Source organism: Fodinibius roseus, from assembly GCF_900129315.1.
Classification (GTDB): domain Bacteria; phylum Bacteroidota; class Rhodothermia; order Balneolales; family Balneolaceae; genus Fodinibius; species Fodinibius roseus.
Window position 1 is genome coordinate 117480 of sequence record NZ_FQUS01000012.1, and the last position, 25018, is coordinate 142497.

A 25018-nucleotide genomic window follows, 5' to 3' on the forward strand; every position below is an offset into this window, starting at 1 on the left:
ATATCGTTCTATTGGTACTGGATGATTAACAATTATTAGTAGCTCATGCCGGGAGGGGACGTTATTTCGGTCGTGCGGTAATCCCCGCTGTCGTACGTCACATTATACCACTGCCTGCGCTCCGGAGAGTAATAGTAATCCTGGTAGGCCGGCAGGTTCTCCACGGCCATCAGCTCTTTTGCAAAGACCCGTTTGATCTGGGGCATCAGGTCAATGTACTTGCTGGCCCCCGCGTATACCAGGCCTCTGCCGAAGGGCCCGTCAATATCGAGCACCATCATCGGTATGCTGTCGTCGACGACGAACCAGTATTCGAACTGGATGGCCTGGGCCGGGCGAAAATCCTCCAGCTTGATCAAATCCTCTATGGTCTTGGTGGGATCCCCGTAGGCAGCCTTCAGCCGGGCTCGGATTTCATTCGTCTGTTTTCCATCGATTTCCGACCTGTCGTAAAAACCCTGTCCGGTCCACTTTACATCGTCGAATTTATTCATAAACCAGCTTTGCCGGTCGTTGCTTATTTTTTCGATTTCAGGCGCTTCAAATTGCGCATAGCCCGCAACCGATAGTGCCAGTGATATGAGAACGGTGAGAAACAGAGATTTTAATAATGCTTGCATCAGAAAAGTTTATGTTAGTAAGTGGGGTTGAGTAAATTAACGTCAAACGCCGGCAGTTATTACCGGCTCCTAATATACTTAATTATCATCATCCATGGAAAGCACCGCAAGAAAAGCTTCCTGGGGCACTTCTACCGTACCGACCTGCTTCATTCGTTTCTTACCCTCTTTTTGCTTCTCCAGAAGCTTGCGTTTCCGGGAGATATCGCCGCCGTAGCATTTGGCCGTGACATCCTTGCGTATGGCCCGGATGGTTTCGCGGGCGATGACCTGCGAGCCGATAGCCGCCTGGATGGGGATTTCAAACTGGTGCTGCGAAATCAACTCCTTGAGTTTCTTGCAGAGCTTGCGTCCCAGGTCATAGGCTTTATCGCGGTGGATAATACTCGACAGCGCATCCACCGGGTCGCCGTTCAGCAGGATATCCAGCCGTACCAGGTCGCCCTGCCGGTATTCCAGGAACTCATAATCGAGGGATGCATAGCCGCGCGTCCCGCTTTTCAGGCGGTCATAAAAATCAAACACCACTTCGGCCATCGGCAGCTCATAGGTGATATCCACACGCTGACTCTGCATGTGAATCTGGTTGACATACTTCCCGCGTTTTTCTTCACACAGTTTCATAACCGGGCCGATATAATCCGAAGGAGTAATGATACTGGCCTGGATATAAGGCTCATACACCGCATCCACTTTGCTCGGATCCGGCATCTCGCTCGGGTTATCGACAATCACTTTTTTCTGCTCATTTTTCTCGGTGATATGCACCTCATACTCCACATTCGGCACGGTGGTGATTATATCAATATCAAACTCGCGGTCGAGGCGTTCCTGAACGATCTCCATATGCAGCATGCCCAGGAATCCCGCCCTGAAACCAAAACCGAGGGCCTTCGACGTTTCCGGCTGGTAGGTCAGCGAGGCGTCATTGAGCTGCAGTTTTTCCAGCGCCGAGCGCAGGTCCTCGAACTCGTCCGACTGCGTCGGAAACAGTCCGCTGAATACCATCGGCTTCGGCTCCTGATAGCCGGGAATAGGCTCATCGGCCGGATTATCGGTCCGGGTCAGCGTATCCCCGACGCGGGCGTCCTGCAGCGACTTCACGCTGCCGATGACGTAGCCGACATCCCCGGCCTCGAGGGTATCGGTCTGCACCTGCTTGAGCTTCAGGTGGCCGATCTCCTCGGCGTCGTATTCCTTCTGGGTCGCCATAAAGCGGATGCCGTCCCCCTGGTGAAGCGTGCCCTCCATCACTCGGACATACACGATAGATCCGCGGTAGGTGTTGAACACCGAATCGAAAATAAGGGCCCGGAGCGGTTTGTCGGTGTTGCGGGCGGGACCGGGAATGCGCTCGACGACGGCTTCCAGCAGCTCGTCAATTCCCTCCCCGGTCTTGGCTGAAACGTGCAGGATATCCTCATGGTCGCAGCCGATAAGATCCACGATCTGCTGCCCCACCCCTTCGGGGTCCGCCCCCGGGAGGTCGATCTTATTCAGCACCGGCACGATCTCCAGGTCCTGTTCGATAGCCTGGTACAGGGTCGAAATCGTCTGTGCCTCTATCCCCTGCGCCGCATCCACGACCACCAGTGCGCCTTCACAGGCTTTCAGCGCCCGCGATACTTCATAGGCGAAATCCACATGGCCCGGCGTATCAATCAGGTTAAAGGTCACATGCTCGCCGCCGGGACGCTCATAATCCATTTGGATCGCGTGACTTTTGATGGTAATGCCGCGCTCCCGCTCCAGGTCCATATCATCCAGGATCTGCTCATGCATCTCTCGCTCGGTGATGGCGCCGGTACGCTCCAGCAACCGGTCTGCGAGCGTGGATTTGCCGTGATCGATGTGGGCAATAATACAAAAGTTGCGAATCTGAGACATAGGGTTGTGCTACCTGCACATATTTGGCTTACAAAAAAGAACGCTAAAGATACAAAATTCGGCTCCTGATTTCACACTTAATGTTCAATATGTTAAACAATATTAGTGGAGTAATCTTTAATTTTACTATTTCGCGAATCATTCGGATTAAACATATGTGAGGATCCTGAAAGTGCGAAAAAGCAGAGATTGGCCAGAAAAACGGTTTTGCAAAACGCTCAAAAAAAGCAGATCCCGGATTAAGGTCCGGGGTCCGGCTGCATAAAAAAACCCAACACTTTAGCAAAAGTATTGGGCCTCCATGAGGTAATAAGAGATCTTAACTTCCTGCCTCGCCCCTGCGGGTCTCTCCTTCGGCAACGGGGCTTAACAGCTCTATATGAAAACGGAACTCCTCCCCCTCAATCGCCATGGTTTCATACATCTCGCGGATAAGCTCGAAGACGATCTCCGTCTCTCCCCGCACGCTGGTCGACAAGTAGTTTACATCGACCTCCACGTCGTGCTGGGCTACCAATTCAAGCAGGAAATCGATACTCTCCCTCGGGTTGACCGCTTTAAGCGGGATATACGTAAACTGGGCTGTTGTAATCATAAGGCAAATACTCTGAACATTATATTATTAAAAAATATGTGCGGTACTATTCTTCTCTTCCGCCAATCACTGTCTTTCGCGTCCATAAGGATAACCGTTTCGCAGTAATAGTTCAATCAAAATGTATGGCGATTTGAGATGTAGGGAACAGCTGTATTCCTTATATTTGCTGCCTTTGAAAAATCCCGTTCACAGGCCTTAAGTCCCGGGTCCCGGGAGATCGGTTGACAAAGGATCATACCACCGCCTCCGAGCCCGCTGTTCCCCCATTTAACTATTCCGGGGCAGCGCCGATAATAACAGGGAATCTGCCGGGAACAAATTATTTTTTTACCGGTACCAGATAAATAAACGAACCATCACCATATCCATATCCACTGTTTACCACCGCCATGCACAAAAAATTAATCAGTAGCGCCTTTATACAGCTTACCCTCTTTACCTTGCTGTTAATTTTTCTCGTCGTCACTGTTTCAGCATAGGAACCTGCCGGGCTTTGCAAAACCCGGCTTTCCAAAAAACCTTTACCGGGGAATGGACTGCAATAGCCATGTCCTGTTGCTCACGGCGACGCCCCCCCGAAACGCGGAACGGCTGTACGGTTCCCTCGTCGTTTCGAATCGCGAAAATACAGAAACTGAACAAGATACCGGTCTTGCAAAAGGCGCTGCTATTGCCTGCGTCCAAAAGGATTATTCCGCCAAACTAAATATTGCAATGATTCAGCGCTTTGCCAATATTTAGAGGAGGATAAAACAGAACCGGGCCCGGCAGCGGGAGGGTCCCGCTTATCCTGCTTTTTGGATATATGAGTGGAGATCATTAAAAACAAACCAAAATAGGGACGGTTTATTAATTTCAATAAAAAAACGGGAAGTCATGGATAAACGACCATTATTATCACAGGGTATACTCATACTGGTATTCACGATACTGGCCGGCTGCGGACCGGATACAGAGCAAGAAACCGATTCGGACCAGCGCCGGGAGGTCGGCGACCGGCTGACATCCATTGAGGAGGGACTGGATGGCCCGGAAGCGATCCGCTACGACCCCGGCCAGGACGCCTACTTCATTTCTAATTTCAACGGTTCCAGCAGCGAAGCCGACTCCAACGGGTATATTGCCAAAGCACAACCCGACGGCACCATCGACTCGCTGAAATTCATGACCGGCACGGAGGAGGCCCCGCTTCACTCCCCGCGCGGAATGTATATTACCGGCGACACGCTTTTTGTGGCTGATCTGAAGGGGGTACACGGTTTTCACACGCAAACCGGACAGCAGCTTGCCTTCGCCGACTTTACGGAATTTGAACCGGGATTTCTCAATGACGTGGCCGTGGGTCCCGACGGCGCCGTCTATGTCACGGATACCGGTCAGGCCCGGGTGTACCGGATGAGCGGCACGGAGGTCACTATTGCCGCCGATTCGCTGGAAGATCCTCCCAACGGGATTACCCTGGACCCGGATAACCAGCAGCTCATTATTGCCCCGTGGGGCGGGGGACAGACATTTCGCTCGATTACGGCGGACGATACCACGCCCAGGGATTTCATAAGTGCTGGCTCGGGCGGCAACTTTGACGGCATCGAGCCCTACAACGGCTCATTCCTGGTCTCCAGTCAGGCCGACACGAGCATCTACCTGCTGGGCGAGGACCGCGAAAGCAGGGCGATAATTAAAACGGCCCCTGAACCCGCCGATATCGCACTCGACACCAAACGCAACCGGGTCGCCGTCCCCTATATCGAATTAGACCGGGTGGATATCTGGGAAATCGAGGCCGGACAACAGCAGTAACTACCGACGCAATCCTTTTTTCGGGCTATAGAACCGCGGCAGGGACACCGGGCATGAGGGCCATCCCTGGGCGGTGCCCTGGATCTTTTTGTGAACGGCGGTGCTTTGTTGATGGAGCAACAAACATGTTGACGTTGAACGGGGATCCCACAGGAACTACCTCCCGATATTGCAAAGCAGGGCACACCTCTCCGGGAGGCAGCCTGTGCCGACTCCCACCCCCATCGGTAAGGCAGCAAGGATGACCCCGGTAAGCCGGCGGGAAATAAGGAAGCAATTTTCCCGATGGATCTTCACGTCGCACGACGCCTGATTTTACCTTAAATTTATATGGAAGATTTATCAAAAAATATTATCTTACACCTGATGCAAAAAAACACGCTCCATATCCACTCCCTCCATCATGGCGGTTTCGACCGTCAATAGCATTGCTACAGGCAGCCAAGCCTGCTTTCCGACTCTCTTGTTACAACGCTCTCATACCATTTTTTCAATCTATAATACATAATATCGATCGCTCATTGCCATGGAACGAACCGCAGATTCCAAAACTTCTCTTCGAATCGCCATACAAAAATCCGGTCGGCTGACCGACAAGACCATCGAACTGCTCAAAGGCATCGGCTTGCGTTTTGACGACTACAAGCGCAACCTGATGGTCAAATGCCGCAACTTTGACGTGGAACTCCTGCTGATCCGCGACGACGATATCCCCGAGTATGTACAGGACGGCGTGTGCGACCTGGGCTTCGTGGGAGCGAATGTCCGCGCCGAAACCGGGGCGGACGTCCGTGTTCTTCGGGGACTCGATTACGGGGTGTGCCGCCTTTCCCTGGCCGCCCGCAAGGACGGTGCGATTCAGACCCTTGAAGATTTCGAGGGCAAGACCATCGCCACCAGCTATCCCAACCTGACGCAGCAATTTTTAGACAAGCATAATATCGGGGCCAACCTGGTAACCATTTCAGGCGCCGTGGAAATTGCCCCCCGCCTCGAAGTCGCCGACGCCATCTGCGACCTGGTGTCCACGGGCAATACCCTCAAGGCAAACGGACTCCAGGAACTGGAGGTGATCCTGGAGTCGGAAACGCAGCTCATCCAAACGAACAAGGAACTGTCCCCGGGCAAGAAAAAGCTGATCGAGAAATTTTTGATACGGATGGACAGCCACCAGCAGGCGGAACGCAGCCGGTACATCATGATGAATGCCCCGAAATCTTCGGTGCCCGAGATCAAAGAGATCATACCGTCACTTAACAGTCCCACGGTCATGCCCCTCGCCGATGAGGAGATGGTGGCCGTTCATACGGTGATCCCGATCGACCAGTTCTGGGTGGTGATGGAGCGGCTCAAAAAGGAAGGAGCCACCGGCATTGTCATCCTTCCCATCGAAAGCATGATATTATGATAGTCGACGGGAATGCAGGGATTGAAATAAAAGAAATCGACCACTGTAATAACATGATTCACCCCGCCCCGCAAGCCCGGCGTGGCTGCCGGGGGACAGAGATGGGGATGGCAGGAGCTTTAATCATGCGCTAAGGATCATATTAAACACAGCTGAACCATGGAACACTATAACTACCAAAACCTGGAAGAAAAGGACCTTCAGCGCCTCTGCCGGCGACCCAAAATGGAATTCAAGTCCATCTTCAGGGATGTGGAACCGATAATCGAGGGAGTTCGGAGGGACGGTGACCGGGGGATCAATCATTTTACCCGGAAGTTCGACGGGGTCTCCCCCGATCCCCTGGTGGTCGACCCGGCCGACAGGAACGTCACCCTCGACCCGGAGGTCAGGCAGGCCATTGACACGGCTTTCGACAACATCCGCCGCTTTCACCAGGCCCAGCTGCCGGAGACGCTGGAGGTCGAGACCATGCCCGGCGTCCGGTGCAAGCGGGTAGCGCGGCCCATTGAACGGGTCGGGCTATACGTGCCCGGGGGGACGGCGATATTGCCCTCCACCCTGCTGATGCTCGGCATCCCGGCACAGCTGGCCGGGTGCAAAACCATCGTGGTGGCCACCCCGCCGCAGGAAGAAGGCTCCGCGGACGAGATGATCTATATCGCCCAAAAAATCGGGGCGACCCACCTGCTCAGGGCCGGCGGGGCGCAGGCGGTAGCCGGCATGGCCCTGGGCACCTCATCCGTTCCCAAAGTGGACAAGATCCTGGGTCCCGGCAACCAGTTCGTGACCGCCGCAAAAATGCTGCTGCAGAACAGCGACGCCCAAATTGCCATCGACATGCCCGCGGGTCCCTCTGAAGTCCTGGTCATCGCCGACGGCTCGGCGGAGCCCGACTTCGTAGCGGCCGACCTGCTTTCCCAGGCCGAACACGGTCCCGACAGCCAGGTCGTTTTGCTGGCGACAGAGGGATTTGACCTGCCCGCCTTCAACCAGTCGCTCAACCGGCAGGTAGAAGAGCTCCCGCGCAAGGCGATCGCACAGCAGGCCGTCAGCCAGAGTTTTATCATCACGGTCAATACCCTCGAAGAAGCCTTCCGCTTCTCCAACCGCTACGCCCCGGAGCACCTGATCGTACAATGCACCCGTGCCGAAGAGTGGGAGGACCACATTACCAGCGCCGGCTCCGTCTTCCTCGGTCACTGGTCCCCGGAAAGCGCCGGCGACTACGCCTCAGGGACCAACCACACGCTGCCGACCTACGGCTATGCCCACATGTACAGCGGCGTATCCGTCGATTCGTTCCTGAAGCAGATAACGATGCAGCAGCTCTCGGAAGAGGGACTGAAAAATCTCGCTCCGACGATTTCAACGCTGGCGCAGCTGGAGGGGCTCCACGCGCACCGCAACGCCGTAACCATCCGCTTGAAGGAATGAAATGAGCCGGACATGCACGGACCATCATAAGCATAAAACTTCAAAACAGCCGCTTTATTTATCGGTACCGGCCGCGATTGCTAACCCGGATTTCTCACGAATATAATATTGAATATATTGCAACCTTTTAAAAAGCAAGAAGGTTGCATCAATTGTTAATCCTTTTAAAGGAAAAATTTTCTTGGTGAGAAAACCGGGCTAACACAGAAACAGATATATTCCAGTAATGAGTAAGAAGAGTACATCCTTTGACCTTGACCAGCTCGTCCGTCCCAATATCCGGGACCTGAAACCCTATCACAGCGCGCGGGAGGATTTCAGCGAAGGCCTGCTGCTCGATGCCAACGAGAACAGCTACGGGGACCCCTCCCGGAGTACACAGGAGCTGCACCGGTATCCCTCGCCCACGCACCCTCTCCTGCGGCAGCGCATCGCCCAGTGGCGGTCGGTCCGCGCCGAAAATATATTTGTGGGCGCCGGCAGCGACGAGGGCATCGACCTGCTGTACCGCATCTTTTGCACGCCCGGGCGCGACCGCATCCTCATCACGCCGCCGACCTACGGCATGTACCGCGTTTCGGCCCACATCCACGACATCGCCATCGACGAAGTGCTGCTCAGCAACGATGATTTTCAGCCGCGCGTGGACCGGATCCTGGAGGCAGTCACCCCGCACACCAAGATATTGCTGCTCTGCTCGCCCAACAATCCCACGGGCAATACCTTTGAGCGGGACAAAGTACGTCGGCTGGTCGAGGAGTTTCCCGGCATTGTCGTCATCGATGAAGCCTACATCGACTTCAGCGACCAGCAGAGCTGGGCCTCCGGGATCCACCGCTACCCCAACCTCGTCGTGCTGCAGACCCTCTCCAAGTCGTTCGGACTGGCGGGCATCCGCCTGGGCATTACCCTGGCCCCGCGGGAGATTATCGGATACATGATGAAAGTCAAAGCCCCCTACAACGTCAACAAGCTGACGGCCCGGCAGGCGATGGATGCCTTTGACCGGCTCGGGGCCATCGAGTCGAACATCGCCGATATCAGGCGGCAGCGAAAGCAGCTGCGCCGTCAGCTGGCGCAACTTCCCCTTGTGGAACATATCTATCCCTCCGAAGCCAACTTTCTGCTGGTAAAAGTGAAGAATGCTTTGGACATTCACAAGCAGCTGGCGGACCGGGGGATTATCGTGCGGTACCGGGGCAACGAGCCCCACTGCGAGAGCACCCTGCGCATTACGGTAGGCACGCCCGCCGATAACGAACGCCTAATTTCAGCCCTAAAAGAACTTTCGATATGAATATCTGGATCTCCCCGAATGCCCTGAGAGGGACAAGCGACGAGCTGCTCTGGAGCGGCGCGCTGTACGGACTTCAGCGCCTGCGGCAGCTTGACCACAAGATCGGTTTTGTGGCAGATGAGCTCTCCGCCCGTCAGCGGGAACTGCTGCACAACGACCGGATCACCGCCGACCCCGTTGACGGGGCATCGGCCGACCTCTCCGTCAGCGCAAGCGATGCCGTGCTCCGGGCCTCCGCCGGTGGAGTAACGATCGAAGAGGCCGAACACTGGATCGGACTCAGCCGGAAGATCTGCTTTCCCACCCGCCGGGCCTCGCGCCGGCGGCAGACGGCGGAGACCGATATTACGGTCACGCTCAACCTCGACGGCAGCGGACAGAGTGATATTTCGACGGGACTCGCTTTCTTCGATCACATGCTCGAGCAGATTGCCAAACACGGGCTGGTGGACCTGGAGCTCCGCTGTGACGGGGACCTCGAAGTGGACGAGCATCACACGATCGAGGATGTGGCCATCGCCCTCGGGGAAACCATCACCGAGGCGCTGGGCAGCAAAATCGGTATTCAGCGATACGCCTTTGTGCTGCCCATGGACGAAACCCTCGCCACCGTGGCGCTGGACCTGTCCGGCCGTCCCTACCTCCGCTTCGACGGCTCCTTCGAGCGCGAAAAGGTGGGCGATTTCCCCACCGAAATGGTCGAACACTTTTTCTACTCCCTGGCCATCCACCTGAAGGCCACCCTTCACCTGTCGGTGGAAGGAACAAATGATCACCATAAAATCGAGGCCTGCTTCAAGGGACTCGCCCGCTGCCTCCGGGCCGCCGTCAGCCGCAGCGAGCGAAACGCCGATATTCTGCCAAGCACCAAGAACCTGTTATAACCATCACATAATATATCCTCATGATCGCCATCATCAACTACGACGCCGGTAACTTAGCTTCCGTCTCCAACGCGCTAAAGCGGCTGGATGTGGAACATGTCATCACCAACAAGAAAGCGGAGCTGGATCGGGCGGACGGCGTTATCTTTCCCGGGGTAGGGCACGCCAGTCCCGCCATGGCCTCGCTGCGGGACAACCATCTTGATGGCTGGCTGCGAAAGACCGGCAAGCCCGTGCTGGGGATCTGCCTCGGTATGCAGCTGCTTTACGAAGCTTCCGAAGAGGGGGATGCACAGGGACTGGGGATCATTCCGGGAACCCTCAAAAAATTTGATTCCTCTAAAGACAAAGTGCCCCACATGGGCTGGAACACCTTTTCGGAAGTGCGGGACCCCGACCATCCCCTGGTCCGCGGTTTCGGGACGGACAACCATTTTTACTACGTGCACAGCTACTACGCGCCCGTCAACGAGTACACCATCGCCTCCTGCCGGTATATTACGGAATTCGCCTCTGTCGTCAGCCGGGACAACTTTACGGGCGTGCAGTTCCACCCCGAGAAATCAGGCCCGACCGGCGCCCGGCTGCTCCGGAATTTTATAGAGAGCGTGCCCCTTACCGTTAATGGTTAGTTATGCCTTACTCCTTGCCGTTACTGGTTAATAGAGTACTTTTTTGAGTACCTGTGATGGAGCTTTGAAAAACCAGGAATGTCAGTCAATATCAACCCCTGAGCGCATTCAAAACCGCAGCATATAAGCATATGTGAGGTTGTGGAATGCGTAAAAATCAAGAGATTGGCTGAAAGAACGGTTTTGCAACGCTCTCATTAAATAACAATCTCCTGAGCGGGCGGCCTGAGGTTGTAGTGCGAACTCATCACCTGTCCGTACGCCCCCGTATTCGCGATCAGCACGACGTCCCCTTCCGCCGCCTGCGGGAACAGCCGGTCGATCCCCAGCTTGTCCCCCGACTCACAAATGGGTCCCACAATATTGACCGACTGGCTGTTCGGCTCATCCAGCCGCGAGAGGTCGACGATGGTGTGGCGAGCGCCGTAGAGAGCGGGACGAATAAAGGAGTTCATGCCCGTATCCACGCCCACGTATTTGACCTTGCCCTTGCCCTTCAGCTGCGTGACGGTCGTCAGCAACACCCCGGCCACAGCCACCAAAAAGCGTCCCGGTTCCACCCAGAGGGTGTACTCGGGATGCGCCTCCCGGAACTGCGCCAGAGACTGCGTAAGCTCCCGGATATCCAGGTGCGCTTCCGTATCGTTCTCGCGGATGCCGAATCCCCCGCCCAGGTCGAGGATCTCCACGCCGCCCAGCTGCCGGGCCACCTTGTGCAGGATGATCGCCGTTTGCTTCCATGACAGCGGGTCTTTGATCCCGCTGCCGATATGGGCATGCAGTCCCTTGATCGACAGGTCCAGCTCCCCGGCCAGCCCCGCCACCTCCTCGATCTCAAAGCGGGGAATGCCGAATTTGGAATGCATCCCTCCCGTCTTCACGTGCTTGTGGTGACCGTGCCCGTGTCCGGGATCAATCCGCAAAAACAGCTCTTCCCCCCTGAACAGTTCCGGCCACTGCTGCAGCGGGTAGATATTATCCAGGGTCACGTTGATCCCCAGATCCAGGGCCTCTTCATACTCCGAGCGGGGGGCGAAGTTGGGGGTAAAGAGAATCTCTTTTCGGTCGATGTCGGGAAACAGATCGAGCACCCGGCGAACCTCCCCGATGGAGACGCACTCGAAGCCGAGTCCCTGTTCGCGGAAGGTGCGCAGCACCTCCGGATTCGCATTGGCCTTCATCGCGTACAGGGCGTAGTCCACCGGACCGATTCCCCGGATCAGGCCGGCATACTTTTTCAGCGTCTCCCTGTCGTAGACGTAGCAGGGACCCGACTCCGCGGCGATGTCCAGCAGCTCCCCGCGGCGCTCCTCCCACCAGAGCGGCTGCTCCCGGCCGGTCGTCTCCCGGTCGCCCATCAGCTCCGGCCACGTGGGTCCGAAGGACTGCTGGTTCCCGGATTGCGAGATAATGTGATCGTGCAGCTGGCGCACCAGCCGGTCGGCCTGTTCATTTTCCACCACAAACGTAAAGTTCAGGTCATTGGCCGCCTGGTTCACCAGGTACACCTTCTGCTCTTCAAACACTTCGAACGCCCCGCCCAGCTGGTGCAGAATCGTCCGTATACGCCGCCCCAGCAGGCTGACCGCCGAGACGGATTCGATCACCTCCACCCGGCAAAGCACGGAAAGATCCTCCACAAACGACTCCCGTATATCGTGAAAATGGGAATTGAGTCCCGGATCCAGCGAGACCGTGACGTTGGATTCGGAGGTGGAGATGAGGTCGATGGACAAGCCGTACTGCTTGAACACCTCGAACGCTTCCGCCAGGAAACCGACCTGCTGCCACATGCCCAGCGACTCCATGCTGATGAGAATCACATTCTTGCGCACGGCGATGGTCTTGACCAGCGCTTCGTCGTCGGAGGCCTCATCGGAGATGACCGTGCCGGACAGCTCCGGGCGGTGCGTGCATCGCACGTGGATCGGGATATTGTGCTGGCGCGCCGGCCGGATGCTGCGGGGGTGCAGCACCTCCGCCCCGTTGGTCGCAATTTCCTGGGCCTCTTTATAGCTCAGGTGGTTCAGCAGCCGCGCCGAGGGCACGTTCTGCGGGTTTGCGGAAAACAATCCCGGCACATCCGTCCATATCTCCAGCCGCTCTGCCCCGATCTTGGCGGCATAATAGGCGGCCGATACATCCGATCCTCCGCGTCCCAATACCACCGTCTTTCCTTCCTCATCACTGCCGATAAATCCCTGGGTCACCACAAGATTTCCCGCCTCGTTCAGCCGGTCCAGCACCGACCGGTCAAAATCCGTTGCGCTTACCGCCGAAAGGATGAGCGAACGCTCGCTCACATTCTTCAGGGCGCTGGTGCGGATACACTCCCGGCTGTCGATCCAGGTCCCCTCCTCCAGTTCGCGGCGCACATAGGCCGCACCCAACCGGGTCGCCATCAGCTCTCCCATCGCCAGCAGCCGCGCCTGCACCCGGTAGCTGGCCTCCCCGATCAGCTCGATGCCCCTGACAATATGTTCCAGCTCATCGAAATCCTCTTTTAGCAGCTCATCGACCGGAAGATCCAGGGCCTTGCCCAGCTTGTCGTGCCGCTGCTTGACCTGCTCCACCAGGTCGCCGGTATTATTGCGGGGAGCGCGTTCGATGATCTCTTCCAGCATGTCGGAAATCCCGCTCAGCGCAGAGTGGACCACACAGACGCGATAGCCGTCCCCCCTGCGCTCCCTGATCACCGACAGGATATTCTGCCAGCTTTCAACGGTCGAGACGCTGGTCCCCCCGAACTTAAGTACGATCCATTTTCTTCCTGTATCTTCCTCAGACATCGTGCTGTTTTACCTTGTTATCTAATTGTTTGATTTATCTATGGTACCTGTAATCCGTTGTGCGGTTGTGCCACCGGTCACCGGGAGAAGCCTGTTGTCAGCCGGCTTCACTTTCAGATCTTGCGAACATGAATTCTGCCTTCTGAAAAGCTATTCGGATGGAAAACAACCGCCCGATGTGTTATGCATATAGTGTTAGATCTTGCCATACCAGTGTATGATTCAGTAGCGCAAAATATAAGACATCTGGCGGGGTTTTTTTAAAATATTTTTATCGATATGGGGATGTTCCATTTTTTTCAGCGACGCAATCCCTTGCACCTTTTGGCTTGATCCAAAAGGTGCATAAAAAAATCAAGGCTGAGAAAACTCAGCGCCCGGCGTCTGCTGCGGCTCCGGAGAAAAATATAAACTCACCCGACCGACGTCGGGTTCGGACAAATATTTTTCCTATTCCTCCGCCTTGCGTCCGCCACCCCGGGCGCTGACTTTTCAAGGCCGGAGTGATTGTGGGATCGTAACAAAAATATGAGCCCAACTGGGTTGACCCATCCCGAAAGTGCTCGGGACCAGCAGCTATACGGAAAAGGTCAAGACTGAGAAATAGCTTCTTTTACACTGAATAGCTTAGCCGCGGCAGCCGCCACAGAAAATATTCTTAAAACTCATACTGCTGCACGACATCCTCAAAACGAATGACTTTTTGGACGTCAGAAGCATCAAAAAGAAAAGGCTCCACATCTTTTGCCATAGCTTCCATATTCAACTGTTGGCACTTGTCTAAAACGGCTTCCTTTAATGACTTGGAATCCGGGATAGAGATCTTGGTTTCAAGGTACGGGTAATTAGGTTTAACACCACGGCCTATCAGAAAAATCAAATCATAGAAATCCCTTCCCTTATTGCGCTCCCGGTTAATGATGGCAAATAATTTTTGAGCCATCAAAAGGGGTAATGGTGTGGTCCGGATGGTGGTAAATACTTCAAAGCGGTTTATTAAAAATTGTTCGGGCTCATAGTCAAAATCCTGAGGCTCGGTATCCAGCTGGATAAGGATCTTCTCTTCCCGGTGGCCGGACAATCCCTCATCAAACAGCAAGCCGGGAAACTTTATATGACAATGCCATGCTCCTTTCATAACGGTTTTAAGCTCCACCCGGTACCCTTCCCGCTGAAGTCCTTTTTGAATTTCATCGGCTACCTTTTTAAAGGCCTCTTCTTCCAGGGAAATATTATCAAAATCCAAATCCTCTGAAAACCGGCGATTTCCATGCACAATACGAAGACAGGTACCGCCGAGAAAACACAGGTCCGTTGCAAACGGACTCTCATACAAAATTTCCAATATTTTATACTGCAGGTATTCTCTCAGCATGAACCGGGGAAAACGGTGCAGCTGTTCGGGGTAATAGGGACGGATTTCATCAAGTGATAACATCGAGATATTTTTTTACCATGCTCAAACGGTTGCTTAACGCAGCTGAATCGATATGGGCTTCGTACCGGTTGAGTTTATCTGTGGAAATTCGATTTTTGATTTCGAGAGCATTCCATCGAAGGGCTTTGATATCACCTGTGTCTTTTACTTCGTGATGCAGATACAGGTAATCGATTAAGGTTTTTTCCGGATTAGCTACAGCGTAGCGATGAGTGCCGTTATCCCATTCCTCAAGCTGATATCCGAAAAAAAGCGAGGGTTTCACGTGCCGGTAGGAAAACTTTCCGACAGGCGTATCAAATGAATTCGTTTTTAGGGTAGTACAGGAAGTGACCTGAAACACGCCCTCCGGGATAAAGCCATATCGCGATAAAGCCGACTCCAGGGATACATAAGAAGGATGATACAGCTGGTTGGCCGTGTAATACAGGAAAGGCTCATCAACCTTCCGATCGGAAAAATAGTAGTATCGATTCCGTAGTTTCCGGATATAGCCTTTTTTCTGCCACTCCACCAGCCTCCGACTGTCAAAACCGGGGTAATGCTTCTCTATCTCCCGGATTGAAAAGCACGGAAAGACTTTCATTTCCTCGCGGAACTCTGGGTAATTCATCTAATTTGTTTCTATTTTTTGTTAATAATAACAATTTTTAGAAACAAAAACATTTATTAATTACTATTGTTACTCTCTTGGAATGCCCTTTGCTAAAAGTGTTTTGGATGTTCCATTTTTTTCAGCGACGCAATCCCTTGCACCTTTTGGCTTGATCCAAAAGGTGCATAAAAAAATCAAGGCTGAGAAAACTCAGCGCCCGGCGTCTGCTGCGGCTCCGGAGAAAAATATAAACTCACCCGACCGACGTCGGGTTCGCACAAATATTTTTCCTATTCCTCCGCCTTGCCTCCGCCACCCCGGGCGCTGACTTTTCAAGGCCGGGGAATAGATCCTATCCGGGATGCTATGCTGATAAGCTCAGTAGTTAATCAACAATAAAACAGAGATAATTACAAATAATGGTGTACTTTCATTTGATTTGAGAGCCCACCAGTACCCCGGCCCCGATACTGGTCCCGATTATGCCCCATTTGGGAATCCCAAAGTCTATGGAAGGCGGCTGCTCAAGCAGTTCAATATACTTGGTGTTGATATCTTCATATTTCGTAAAAGCCTCTTCATACCCCAGCTGGTACGCCTCTGATTTTTCCTGTTCCAGCGTAAAAAGGCTGTCCTGCAGTACCATAACCTGTTGGTTCAGGCTATCCACAAGTTCAAGCTTATCTCGCTGCTGCATATACGAAATGGAGTTTTGATGGTCAATAATAAACGTCTCACTAAACCAGAGAGGCACCAGCAGGTACTCGATACCGATATCGGCTTCTTCATTGTACACCTCCGTAACCCCCCAGTCCGATTGCGCCATCTCCGGAAACGTCTCCGCCAGCTTCACCTGAAGATCCTCTTTTTTTCTAATATTCCGGACCGTCAGCTGATTTTCCTCTCGCTCTGTCTCCAAGTACTGTACCTCATCCCTCAAACGTGTCGTTTCAGACTCCAGCTGTTTTACCTGTGAACCCAGTAGGGCCTGCAGGGAATCCTTCAGTGATACAATCACCTTTATGGAATCGCGCGATGCCCGGAGTTCCTGCATTTCAAGCTGGGCGCGCTGTACCTCTTCACGGTCAATTCCCCGCCCCAGAATAAACGACAGGGAAATAGCCAAAAGGCCGGCGATAACACTTACGGTAATCAGTCCCTTTTTCAAATTATCCATTTCGAACCTCCATCTTATTTTTTGTGATATTTTTAAATCCAAGCGCCGTTCCTATTCTTTTCACCAGGCTCTTATCTCCCTCCACAAAATCGTAACTGATCTGGTGGCCCTCTTCCACTGCATTCCGCAGCCTGATATATGTACCCCGGTTGTTACGCTGTAATTCCTGGATCAGCCCCTTCACCATACTTCCGGCGGAAACATTCATTTTGTTAAGCTCCTTTACATTCTCCTCAAACAGGCTGTCAATTTCCTGTTCGCTCATGGTTTGGTTTTCCATGAGAGGCCGGTCCTTCTCAGTGTCTATAAATTCCAGGTCACATCCGTTGCGCAGCTGATCCCAGAAGCCGGGCATGGGGGCCGGATCCGATTTATCTTTTCGGACCATTGCATGGCCTATAATTCCATGAAAACCTTTCAGTTCCTGCCCGTAATAATTCATCGGTTCGGCCGGCACCCGGCGGGGAATATCAAACCGGTCGCACAAAGTATTGATCAACTCAATCAGCGTAGCAACCTGTTCAGGTTCATACTGGTCAAAGATGCGATATCCGCGATAATCCATTCCGGCGTCAAATATTTCATTGGCAGGTTTTACCGTTTTGGGGGAGACGCGGTCAAAACAGTAGTAGATTCCATCCTGCTCCAGAATACCTCCTTCGCTTGCCAGCTCAATTCCAATAAACCGTTTTTCAAAAACAATTTTATCCTCGTACTCCCAGGGAAGCCCAAACTGCCAGGCCCAGTTTTCAGGGTCAAATATTTGATAGAGCGTACCATCCCGGCCGATCAGATACGCGGTGCCTACCATCTGTGAGTCGTTCCGCCACCAGTTATAAGTTGACTCCGCAGATCCCCCCACAGTGTGATGAATACAAATCCCCGATTTTTGATCTTTCACATTGAAAAATTCCATTTCCGGAAGCGCAAGATCTTTTTTAATGTCTAATGCCATGATTTATCCCCGTTATCTGGTTTGATTAAACTATTGATAATTTAATACTGCGGGTGATTCTGCTTCTTCTATCGACGGATTCTGGATTTTCCCCTTGTAAGAATCCCAAAACTCTCCCGAAGAAAAGGCGCCAAAATTGACGATCAGATTAAGTTTCTCCGTTACATTCCCTGACGCTTACATCTTTTCGCCCCAAAAGGCAGGCTACATTGAAGACGAGTTTTGCCTGCTAAAATCTATCGAATCATTTTTTTCTCTCCCCTGCAAGAAAAAATCCCGCTTTCTACAGATTCTCCTGCCCTTATATCATTCTCCACCCAAATACACACCCTTTTACCCTTCTTCTTTTCGGAAGCAGCTTTATCTACTAAGAAACAAACGATTTTAAATAATCTCCGACCGTACGTTCCTTAGTATTATTAACAATCCCACAGTTCTCTTAAAGATTAATAAATCTTATACATAAAACCTATTGATATATATCGGGTGCATTTGGATTCCGGCTGGAACGCAACCTATAAGCGGCCCCTTTCCGATAAAGCTGGAAATCGTAAGCCGTGGAGAACTAGCCCGGCCCACCCCGCCGGTAGCTTTTCAGATATCGGCTAAGCGCCATGCTGCCTCTCGGGATCTGCCGCTAAAGCCCGCCGGGGACTCCTATGCGCCGATACAACTCTTCTTCATGGTCCCAATCCTTTATAATAATTTGTATCTAATTAATTATTATATTATTAATAATAGTCATATAGGGTCAAACTTAACATTACCAAAAAAGAAAAGACGGGGAGGGAAACATGCCATATCTAAATCTGTTCGATGAGATAAGCAGCATTGGTGAGAAGTTTTTAAAGTCTACTGACCGGGGTCATAAAGCATTAAAAAATTATACCTGGCAGCTGGGCAGTATCAATGAGTTGATCAAGCATACTCATTCGCTGGTCATAGAAAAGCTTGAGGCTATTGAGGGGACAGAGAATATGCCTGAAGCACAGCAAGTGATCGATAGTTTGTCCGGCGGACCCCTGTCAGACAGTTTCCGCATTAACGGTCTTTGTGATATTTTCGTGGGATTTGGGGTGTCATTACGAAAGATCGTCGAGTCAGCTTCCGAAAATAACGGGGATGAGGCGTCACCGCTCTCTGCTGAAGAACAAAATCACTGGGTCTATTTTTGTGATGCCCTTGAGGAACGGGAACAAGAAGTAGCGTATCTTTATTCCAATGAAATCCAGGAGATAGGAGACCTGGTTTGGAACACGCAAAATATCAACGATCTGGAGGAGGTCAAAGAGCGTGCCCGGCGTGCTAAACATATTCTTACGGATCAGATGGCTGACTTTGACAGCCTGTCAAAAAAATTCCATAAACAATTAGGCAGATAAAAATATGGCACCCGGAGATGCTACTGGTTATAGAACTTTGTCTCATGCCCTGCGCCAGGTTATTGCCCGGCCGGATTTGATTACAGAACTTCAATCCAGGGAAACCCGCAGTAAAGCTGCGGCCAAACTTAAATTATCTGAAGTGCAGGCCACAGATCTGCTAAACATTATCAACGATCTGGAACAGAACTGGGAAAAAGCTCCATCAAAAGTCCACGTCGGTCCGCCGGACAATGATATACAGACCGATAAGGCGTTTTTCTCGGAAACCTTTAAACAACTGAGAACCACTTATCGTATCTCATTAGGTATGAGTGTGTCCATTTTTGTTGTCGGTATATCATTTTTGATCATTGCTGCCGTACGTTCTTTTACACAGCCCGAAAGCATTGAAGTTACTTCCATTATCGGAGGCATCGGAATCGTGCAAATTGTTGCCCTGTTTTACCGAAATCCACTTGCGGATGTTGCCCGTACCGTATCGAATGCGCAGCAGGGTAAAATTACAGTTATGTCGTATCTTATCGGAGTCTCACTTGTCAATCAACAAATTGGGGAGACGACTCCAACTGCTAAACACTTGAAAGAGTTGGCTCAGCTGACGGAAGCGACACTGGGTCAGCTTCATACATACGTTGCAGGTACCGGTACCGGTTCCAAAACAAAATCGGATGAAGGTTCCGGAGCAAATGCCGACTCCAGGGATACATAAGAAGGATGATACCGCTGGTTGGGGAGACTATTCTCCCTCTGATGATTCTGCCGGCTCAAACAGCAGGACTTTCTCGTCACTATAGAAGATACGTAGTTGTTTTCCGTTGATCCGATAGCTTTTAGCAGCCTTAAGGGCATTAAAAAACATATTTTCTTTAGAGCCGTCAGGCTGACCCATTTTCGTCTGACCGTGAAAATAAATAGTTAAGGATTGATTTCCGTCTGAACCTATATCATAGGTAAAAAAACCTTCATTTGGATGACCCTGGACCTTCATATGCCACTTGCCACAGGGAGACTTACTGGAATTACACTTTAAATTTTGCTTCGTAAATGTAACTGTATAACCTCTGCCCCATTCAGGTAGATTCTCAACAAGAATTCGATCTCCGTCAGCTTCCAGAAAAGCAACAAGCTGCCAGGTGGGTCCGACCAGCGTGGTGTCAGCTTCGGCGGTTAATTCAGAATTACTTAAGGGATGCCCTTGATTGCAGGCTGTCCCTCCGAAAATTCCAACCGTAAGTATGAACAGATAGATATTAGGCGTTTTCATATTCATGCCATTGCCAATAGATGTTTTGCTCCCCGATATAGTTAGATTTCATCAGAACCAGGGGGCGGCGGCACAATGACCTCCGAAACAGCCACTCCCTCCCTGGATTCGGAAGAGCTCCTGCCTTTCTTCAAGTACTCGCTGTATGATCTATACACGCAAACCCAGGCCGACAACTATTCTAATAGTCTATTTTTTTTTATTTAATTTACAAGAAATCCACCCCAGTAACATCCCCCTCCCTTTTTCGTATGGTGTATCTGGTATTATTTTTATTGGGAATGGGAATACGTTTATAAAGATCATGGTGAGGAATGGCAGCTTTTCCTGCTGTAATTCTCCCACCGAACGAAGGGCAAAAACTGCGAAACGAGTCCGGCCACCGCATGGAACGAACAAGGCTTGCCCGTGGATTTGGAGACGCGGCACGCACTCTTTGATGATTCGATTCCTCTTGCGCACGGCCGAATTTCCCGAATTAGCAGTAAAGAACAGCGGTTGGGAACCGTGCTGCATGTTTCCCCATTTATTTACACCTTATGAGATTAGAGCACTGAAATCAATAGAGGGCTTTGAACCTTAGGCATTAATTTTAATATCTATAAATATTAACGACCGATTCAGGAGGATTATGAAGCTAAAAAGAATCATTGTTGCACTGGGATTGCTGGGGGCCTTTTTCTTGTCAGCCGCGCAGGCGGGCCTGGCGCAATCACTGGACGATTTTGAAGAAAAAGTAACGGAATTCACCCTCGACAACGGGCTCACCTTCATCATCATAGAGCGCCCGGTGGCCCCGGTGGTCAGTTTTGCCACCTATGTGAATGTGGGCGGAGCCAACGAGCCGGTGGGACATACGGGCATGGCCCATATTTTTGAGCATATGGCCTTCAAGGGCACCCACACCGTAGGCACTACCAACTGGGAAGAGGAGCAGCAGGTGCTGGAAGAGCTCGACCATACCTACCAGCAGTGGCTGGCCGAAAAGTACAGCACGTCGCCCGACTCCGCCCGGATGGATACGCTGTGGAGCCGGTTCGAAGCCCTCCAGGAGGAGGCAGGAGAATATGTGGTCAATAATGAATTCTCCCAGATCATCGATCGCAACGGCGGCACCGGCATGAACGCCACCACCAGCCAGGACCGCACCAACTATTTTTACAGCCTCCCGGAAAACCGCCTCGAGCTTTGGTTCAGCCTCGAGTCCGACCGCTTTAAAAACCCGGTCTTCCGCGAGTTCTACAAGGAGAAAGAGGTGGTCCGCGAGGAACGCCGCTCCAGCTATGAATCACAGCCGGTCGGACGGCTCTATGAAGAATTTCTGGCCGTCGCCTACACCGCGCACCCCTACGGGCGCCCCACCATCGGCTGGCACTCCGATATTACCGCCACGACGATGGAAGACGCCCGGCAGTTTTACAATACCTATTACGTGCCGAACAATATCACCATCGCTATTGCCGGCGACGTGCAGCCGGAGGAAGCCAGGGATCTGGCCGAGCAGTATTTCGGCGACCTGGAAGAGGGACCCGAACCCCCGCCGGTCTATACCAAAGAGCCGGAGCAGCGGGGCGAGCGGCGATTTACGATTCAAAGCGAAGCCCAGCCCTACCTCCTGATGGGCTATCACACCGTCAATGACGAGCACCCGGATTTCAAGGCCCTGCGGCTGCTGGGGTCCATCCTGGCCAGCGGACGCACGTCCAAGCTTCACAAGCAGCTGGTGCAGGAAGATCAGACCGCCCTGGGATTTCAGCTGCTCAACGGCGTTCCGGGCACCAAATACGAAACCCTGTTCGGAATTCTGGGAGCACCCAACCAGGGCTTCAGCGCCGATACGCTGGAGAAATCGATCACCGCAGAAATTGAAAAAATAAAAGAGGGTGATATCTCCCGGGAAGCCCTCGACCGGGCGCGCACCAACGCCCGCGCCGACCTGGTGCGGGGCCTCGACTCCAACTCCGGGCTGGCCTCCTCGCTGGCCTCCGCCGAAAACCTTCGCGGGGACTGGCGCAAAGTGTTTACCGACCTCGAAGAGCTCGAGCAGGTTACGGTCGACGATATCCAGCGCGTGGCCCGGACGTACCTGACCAAAGACAACCGCACGGTCGGGTTCATCGTAAATAAAGAAGAGGAAAGCTCATCCGATGAGAACAGGGGGGTTGCCGATGCGAATAACTAACCGATCACTTTCTAATCTTTTCACCAACCAGAACCCCATGATTATGAAGCAATTCAGCATCCTATGCCTGTTAGCGGTCTTGCTGTTCTCCTGCGCGCAGACCGAACAGGTAGCGGATTCGTCCCCGGACGGCGAATCCCCGCACGAGAACCTTGATTTTCCCGAACTCAACGACTTCCAAAAGCCGGAGGTGGAAACCTTTACGACCGGCAACGGCATCACCTTTTACCTGCTGGAGGATCGGGAACTGCCGTTGATCAATGTGAGCGCCCGCATTCGCACCGGCGGGGTGCTGGTCCCCAACGAGAAAGCGGGACTGGCTTCTATTACGGGCACCGTCATGCGCTCGGGAGGCACGGAAACCTACCCGCCGGATTCGCTCAACAAGCTGCTCGAAAACCGGGCGGCCAGCATCGAAACCGGTGTCGGCTTTACCAGCGGAAGCGCCGGCATGAATGTGCTGAAGGAGGATTTTGAGGATCTGCTGCCGGTCTTTATCGATGTGCTGACCAACCCCGCCTTCCCGCAGGAGAAGATCGAGCTGGCCAAAAAACAGACCAAAAGCGGTATTTCCCGGCGAAACGACAACCTCCAGCAGATCGGGGTGCGGGAATTTCAGCGGCTGATCTACGGCGAGGATTCGGTATACGGACGCAATACCGAGTATGAGACTGTCAATAACATCAGCCGCGAGGATCTGCTCCGCTACCACGAAAATCATTTCGAGGCCGAAAATATGATGGTGGGGGTCGTCGGCGATTTCGAGACCGAAGCAATGAAACAGAAACTGCGGGAAACGTTCGGGCAGCTGCCCGCCGGCGATGAGACGGAACTGGAGTTCCCCGAAGTGGATTACCAGCCCCGGTCTTCGATCAATTTTATCAACAAATCGGATGTCAACCAGAGCTTTGTCATGATGGGACACCTGGGCGGCATGCGCGACAACCCGGATTATGCCGAAGTGCAGGTCATGAACCAGGTACTCAGCGGCGGCTTTTCGGGACGCCTGCTGCAGATTGTCCGCTCCGAAATGGGACTGGCCTACTCCGTCTTCGGCCGCTACGGCATGAACAGCTTTTACCCCGGGGTTTTCTATGCGGGCGTGCAAACCAAGAGCGCCACCACCGCTGAGGCAATCGATGCGATCATCGAACAGATCGAGCGGCTTCGCAGCGAACCCATTACGGAGGAAGAGCTGCAGGATACCAAGGATCAAATCCTCAATTCGGCGGTCTTTGAATATGACAGCTACGAAGAGGTCCTGAGCCAGCAGATGTCCTACGCCTACCGGGGGCTGCCTTCCGATGCGTTTGAACAGTATATTGAAGAGGTGAAGGCCACCACCATCGAAGATGTGCAGTCGGTGGCCCAAGAGTACCTGAACCCCGAAAACCTGCAGATCCTGGTGGTGGGCAACGAAGATGAAATCGGTGATCAGCTGCAGAAATACGGGGAGGTCAATGAGATTGACATTAGTATTCCCGAGCCCGGAAGCGGGGACGAGGAGGCGGTCGAGGGGGACGCTGAGAAAGGGCGCGAACTGCTCAACGCCATGGCCGATGCGGTTATTGATCCCGGCACCGAACTCAACACGCTTACCATGACGGGCGAAGTGGTGCAAGGGGGACAAACGATCGGTACGACCATGACTATCGACTACCCGGATGCCATTGAGCAGACCATCCAGGCGCCGATGGGCGAGGTCCACCTCTCCTACAAGGATGGGTCGGGCACGATGACCGTCGGGGGACAGGAGCGGCCGCTGCCGCCTCAAATGGCCAACGGGCTGAAGAGCACGCTCAACCGCAGCTTTCTCGCCATTGCTATGAACGCCGGTGAGCTGGACCCGCAGTTCCTCGGCACCGAGGAGGTCGAAGGGACAGCCTATAACAAGGTCAGCGTACAGGTAGACGGCTCCAATGTTACCCTGCTGCTGGACCCGGAAACCAGCTACCCGGACATCCAGCGCTACCGGCAGTTTAATCCCCAGCAGGGCCAGCAGGTGGATATCGAAAACCGTCACTCCGACTGGCAGACGGTGGACGGGGTGGCCTACCCGTACAGCCAGGTTACCTTTATGAACGGAAATCAGTCGGCGGAAGCCACGTATGAGAGTCATGAGGTGAATAAGGAGTGATGTGTGTTCTATTTTTTAACGACATTCTTGTTGCGCCTTTTGGCTTGACCCAAAAGGCGCGAAAAAGGTCAAGGCTGAGAAAATAGGGGCGGCCAGGCCCCGGTGGAGCTTCGAATAAAAGAAAAAAACTCACCGCCGATGGCGGCTCAAACAATTTTTCTTTTACCCAATTCTCAGCACCCCCCTTTGCCTGAACGGCACGCCCTATTTTCAAGGCCGGGAAATGGATTAAATTGCACTGAATTGCTCGTCCCGCTGGTCCTCAGACAGAAATGATTTTAGCCGCTCCAGCTCCGGTCACTCTTCTCAGCACCATTTATTAGGCCGGGGTGGAATGGGTTATTCTTCCTCTGATGGTTCTGCCGGCTCGAACAGCAGGGCTTTCTCGGCGTCGTAGAAGAGGCGGAACTCTTTGTCATTGATCTGGTTTTATTTAAAAGAAAACCACCCCACCGGCCTTGGGTTGTGAGCCGCCCGGGGTGGAGGCTCCGCGAGCCGGCCGTAAAAAGGCTTGTGTGAGCGAGCGAAGGAGT

22 protein-coding genes are annotated in these 25018 nt (G+C 52.9%); 13 read left to right on the forward strand and 9 right to left on the reverse strand.

Features of this window, described 5'->3' with window-relative positions:
- Positions 1-35: 35 nt before the first annotated feature.
- The 3 genes from BUB16_RS12225 to BUB16_RS12235 form a co-directional block, all read right to left on the reverse strand.
- Positions 36-620, reverse strand: a complete 585-nt coding sequence (locus BUB16_RS12225; protein ID WP_073064551.1) for a hypothetical protein — start codon at positions 618-620, stop codon at positions 36-38.
- A gap of 78 nt (positions 621-698) precedes the next feature.
- Positions 699-2507 (reverse strand): translation elongation factor 4, encoded by a 1809-nt coding sequence (gene lepA, locus BUB16_RS12230; RefSeq protein WP_073064555.1) that lies wholly within the window; start codon positions 2505-2507, stop codon positions 699-701.
- Between the two features lie 319 nt (positions 2508-2826).
- Positions 2827-3102, reverse strand: a complete 276-nt coding sequence (locus BUB16_RS12235; RefSeq protein ID WP_073064566.1) for a hypothetical protein — start codon at positions 3100-3102, stop codon at positions 2827-2829.
- Positions 3103-3636: 534 nt separating this feature from the next.
- Here BUB16_RS12235 and BUB16_RS12240 point away from each other — a divergent pair.
- From BUB16_RS12240 to hisH, 8 genes are all read left to right on the forward strand, one after another.
- Positions 3637-3846, forward strand: coding sequence for a hypothetical protein (locus tag BUB16_RS12240; protein WP_073064569.1), 210 nt, complete (start codon positions 3637-3639; stop codon positions 3844-3846).
- Between the two features lie 135 nt (positions 3847-3981).
- Positions 3982-4905, forward strand: a complete 924-nt coding sequence (locus BUB16_RS12245) for an SMP-30/gluconolactonase/LRE family protein (protein ID WP_073064573.1) — start codon at positions 3982-3984, stop codon at positions 4903-4905.
- 526 nt (positions 4906-5431) lie between these two features.
- Positions 5432-6313, forward strand: coding sequence for an ATP phosphoribosyltransferase (gene hisG, locus BUB16_RS12250; protein WP_073064577.1), 882 nt, complete (start codon positions 5432-5434; stop codon positions 6311-6313).
- Positions 6310-6447 carry a hypothetical protein gene (locus BUB16_RS21515; RefSeq protein ID WP_170864377.1) on the forward strand — a complete coding sequence of 46 codons (138 nt, stop codon included), beginning with the start codon at positions 6310-6312 and terminating at the stop codon, positions 6445-6447. The genes hisG and BUB16_RS21515 overlap by 4 nt, the downstream gene beginning before the upstream one ends.
- 25 nt (positions 6448-6472) lie before the next feature.
- Positions 6473-7750, forward strand: a complete 1278-nt coding sequence (gene hisD, locus BUB16_RS12255) for a histidinol dehydrogenase (protein ID WP_073064581.1) — start codon at positions 6473-6475, stop codon at positions 7748-7750.
- A gap of 226 nt (positions 7751-7976) precedes the next feature.
- Positions 7977-9047: a histidinol-phosphate transaminase gene (gene hisC / locus BUB16_RS12260; RefSeq protein ID WP_073064585.1), complete on the forward strand. Its 1071-nt coding sequence runs from the start codon at positions 7977-7979 to the stop codon at positions 9045-9047.
- Positions 9048-9268: 221 nt separating this feature from the next.
- Positions 9269-9931 carry an imidazoleglycerol-phosphate dehydratase HisB gene (gene hisB, locus BUB16_RS12265; protein WP_244545691.1) on the forward strand — a complete coding sequence of 221 codons (663 nt, stop codon included), beginning with the start codon at positions 9269-9271 and terminating at the stop codon, positions 9929-9931.
- A gap of 20 nt (positions 9932-9951) precedes the next feature.
- Positions 9952-10563 carry an imidazole glycerol phosphate synthase subunit HisH gene (gene hisH / locus BUB16_RS12270; protein ID WP_073064591.1) on the forward strand — a complete coding sequence of 204 codons (612 nt, stop codon included), beginning with the start codon at positions 9952-9954 and terminating at the stop codon, positions 10561-10563.
- A gap of 197 nt (positions 10564-10760) precedes the next feature.
- Here hisH and BUB16_RS12275 read toward each other — a convergent pair whose 3' ends face one another.
- The 5 genes from BUB16_RS12275 to BUB16_RS12295 form a co-directional block, all read right to left on the reverse strand.
- Entirely contained in the window at positions 10761-13352 is a 2592-nt protein-coding gene (locus BUB16_RS12275) for a bifunctional aspartate kinase/diaminopimelate decarboxylase (protein WP_073064595.1), read from the reverse strand.
- 658 nt (positions 13353-14010) lie between these two features.
- Positions 14011-14790 carry a nucleotidyl transferase AbiEii/AbiGii toxin family protein gene (locus BUB16_RS12280; RefSeq protein WP_073064598.1) on the reverse strand — a complete coding sequence of 260 codons (780 nt, stop codon included), beginning with the start codon at positions 14788-14790 and terminating at the stop codon, positions 14011-14013.
- Positions 14777-15403, reverse strand: coding sequence for a type IV toxin-antitoxin system AbiEi family antitoxin domain-containing protein (locus tag BUB16_RS12285; RefSeq protein WP_073064601.1), 627 nt, complete (start codon positions 15401-15403; stop codon positions 14777-14779). The genes BUB16_RS12280 and BUB16_RS12285 overlap by 14 nt, the downstream gene beginning before the upstream one ends.
- Positions 15404-15815: 412 nt before the next feature.
- The gene (locus BUB16_RS12290; protein ID WP_073064604.1) at positions 15816-16562 is read right to left on the reverse strand and encodes a hypothetical protein; all 747 of its coding nucleotides are present in this window, start codon (positions 16560-16562) and stop codon (positions 15816-15818) included.
- Positions 16555-17517 carry an N-acetylmuramoyl-L-alanine amidase gene (locus tag BUB16_RS12295; protein ID WP_073064607.1) on the reverse strand — a complete coding sequence of 321 codons (963 nt, stop codon included), beginning with the start codon at positions 17515-17517 and terminating at the stop codon, positions 16555-16557. The genes BUB16_RS12290 and BUB16_RS12295 overlap by 8 nt, the downstream gene beginning before the upstream one ends.
- 794 nt (positions 17518-18311) lie before the next feature.
- Between BUB16_RS12295 and BUB16_RS12300 the strand changes: the two genes are divergently transcribed.
- Complete coding sequence (locus BUB16_RS12300; protein WP_073064611.1) at positions 18312-18899, forward strand: hypothetical protein; 588 nt, start codon at positions 18312-18314, stop codon at positions 18897-18899.
- Between the two features lie 4 nt (positions 18900-18903).
- A complete protein-coding gene (locus BUB16_RS12305; protein WP_139240296.1) occupies positions 18904-19611 on the forward strand; it encodes a hypothetical protein in 708 nt (235 codons plus the stop codon).
- A 27-nt stretch (positions 19612-19638) separates the two neighbouring features.
- Here the strand turns inward: BUB16_RS12305 and BUB16_RS12310 are convergent, their stop codons facing one another.
- The gene (locus tag BUB16_RS12310) at positions 19639-20172 is read right to left on the reverse strand and encodes an META domain-containing protein (RefSeq protein ID WP_073064616.1); all 534 of its coding nucleotides are present in this window, start codon (positions 20170-20172) and stop codon (positions 19639-19641) included.
- A gap of 69 nt (positions 20173-20241) precedes the next feature.
- Between BUB16_RS12310 and BUB16_RS22045 the strand changes: the two genes are divergently transcribed.
- From BUB16_RS22045 to BUB16_RS12325, 3 genes are all read left to right on the forward strand, one after another.
- On the forward strand, positions 20242-20373 hold the full coding sequence (locus BUB16_RS22045) for a hypothetical protein (RefSeq protein WP_280173656.1): 132 nt from the start codon (positions 20242-20244) through the stop codon (positions 20371-20373).
- Positions 20374-20797: 424 nt separating this feature from the next.
- A complete protein-coding gene (locus tag BUB16_RS12320; RefSeq protein WP_084088242.1) occupies positions 20798-22348 on the forward strand; it encodes a M16 family metallopeptidase in 1551 nt (516 codons plus the stop codon).
- Positions 22349-22391: 43 nt separating this feature from the next.
- Entirely contained in the window at positions 22392-24485 is a 2094-nt protein-coding gene (locus tag BUB16_RS12325) for a M16 family metallopeptidase (protein WP_170864379.1), read from the forward strand.
- The last annotated feature ends 533 nt before the right edge of the window (positions 24486-25018 follow it).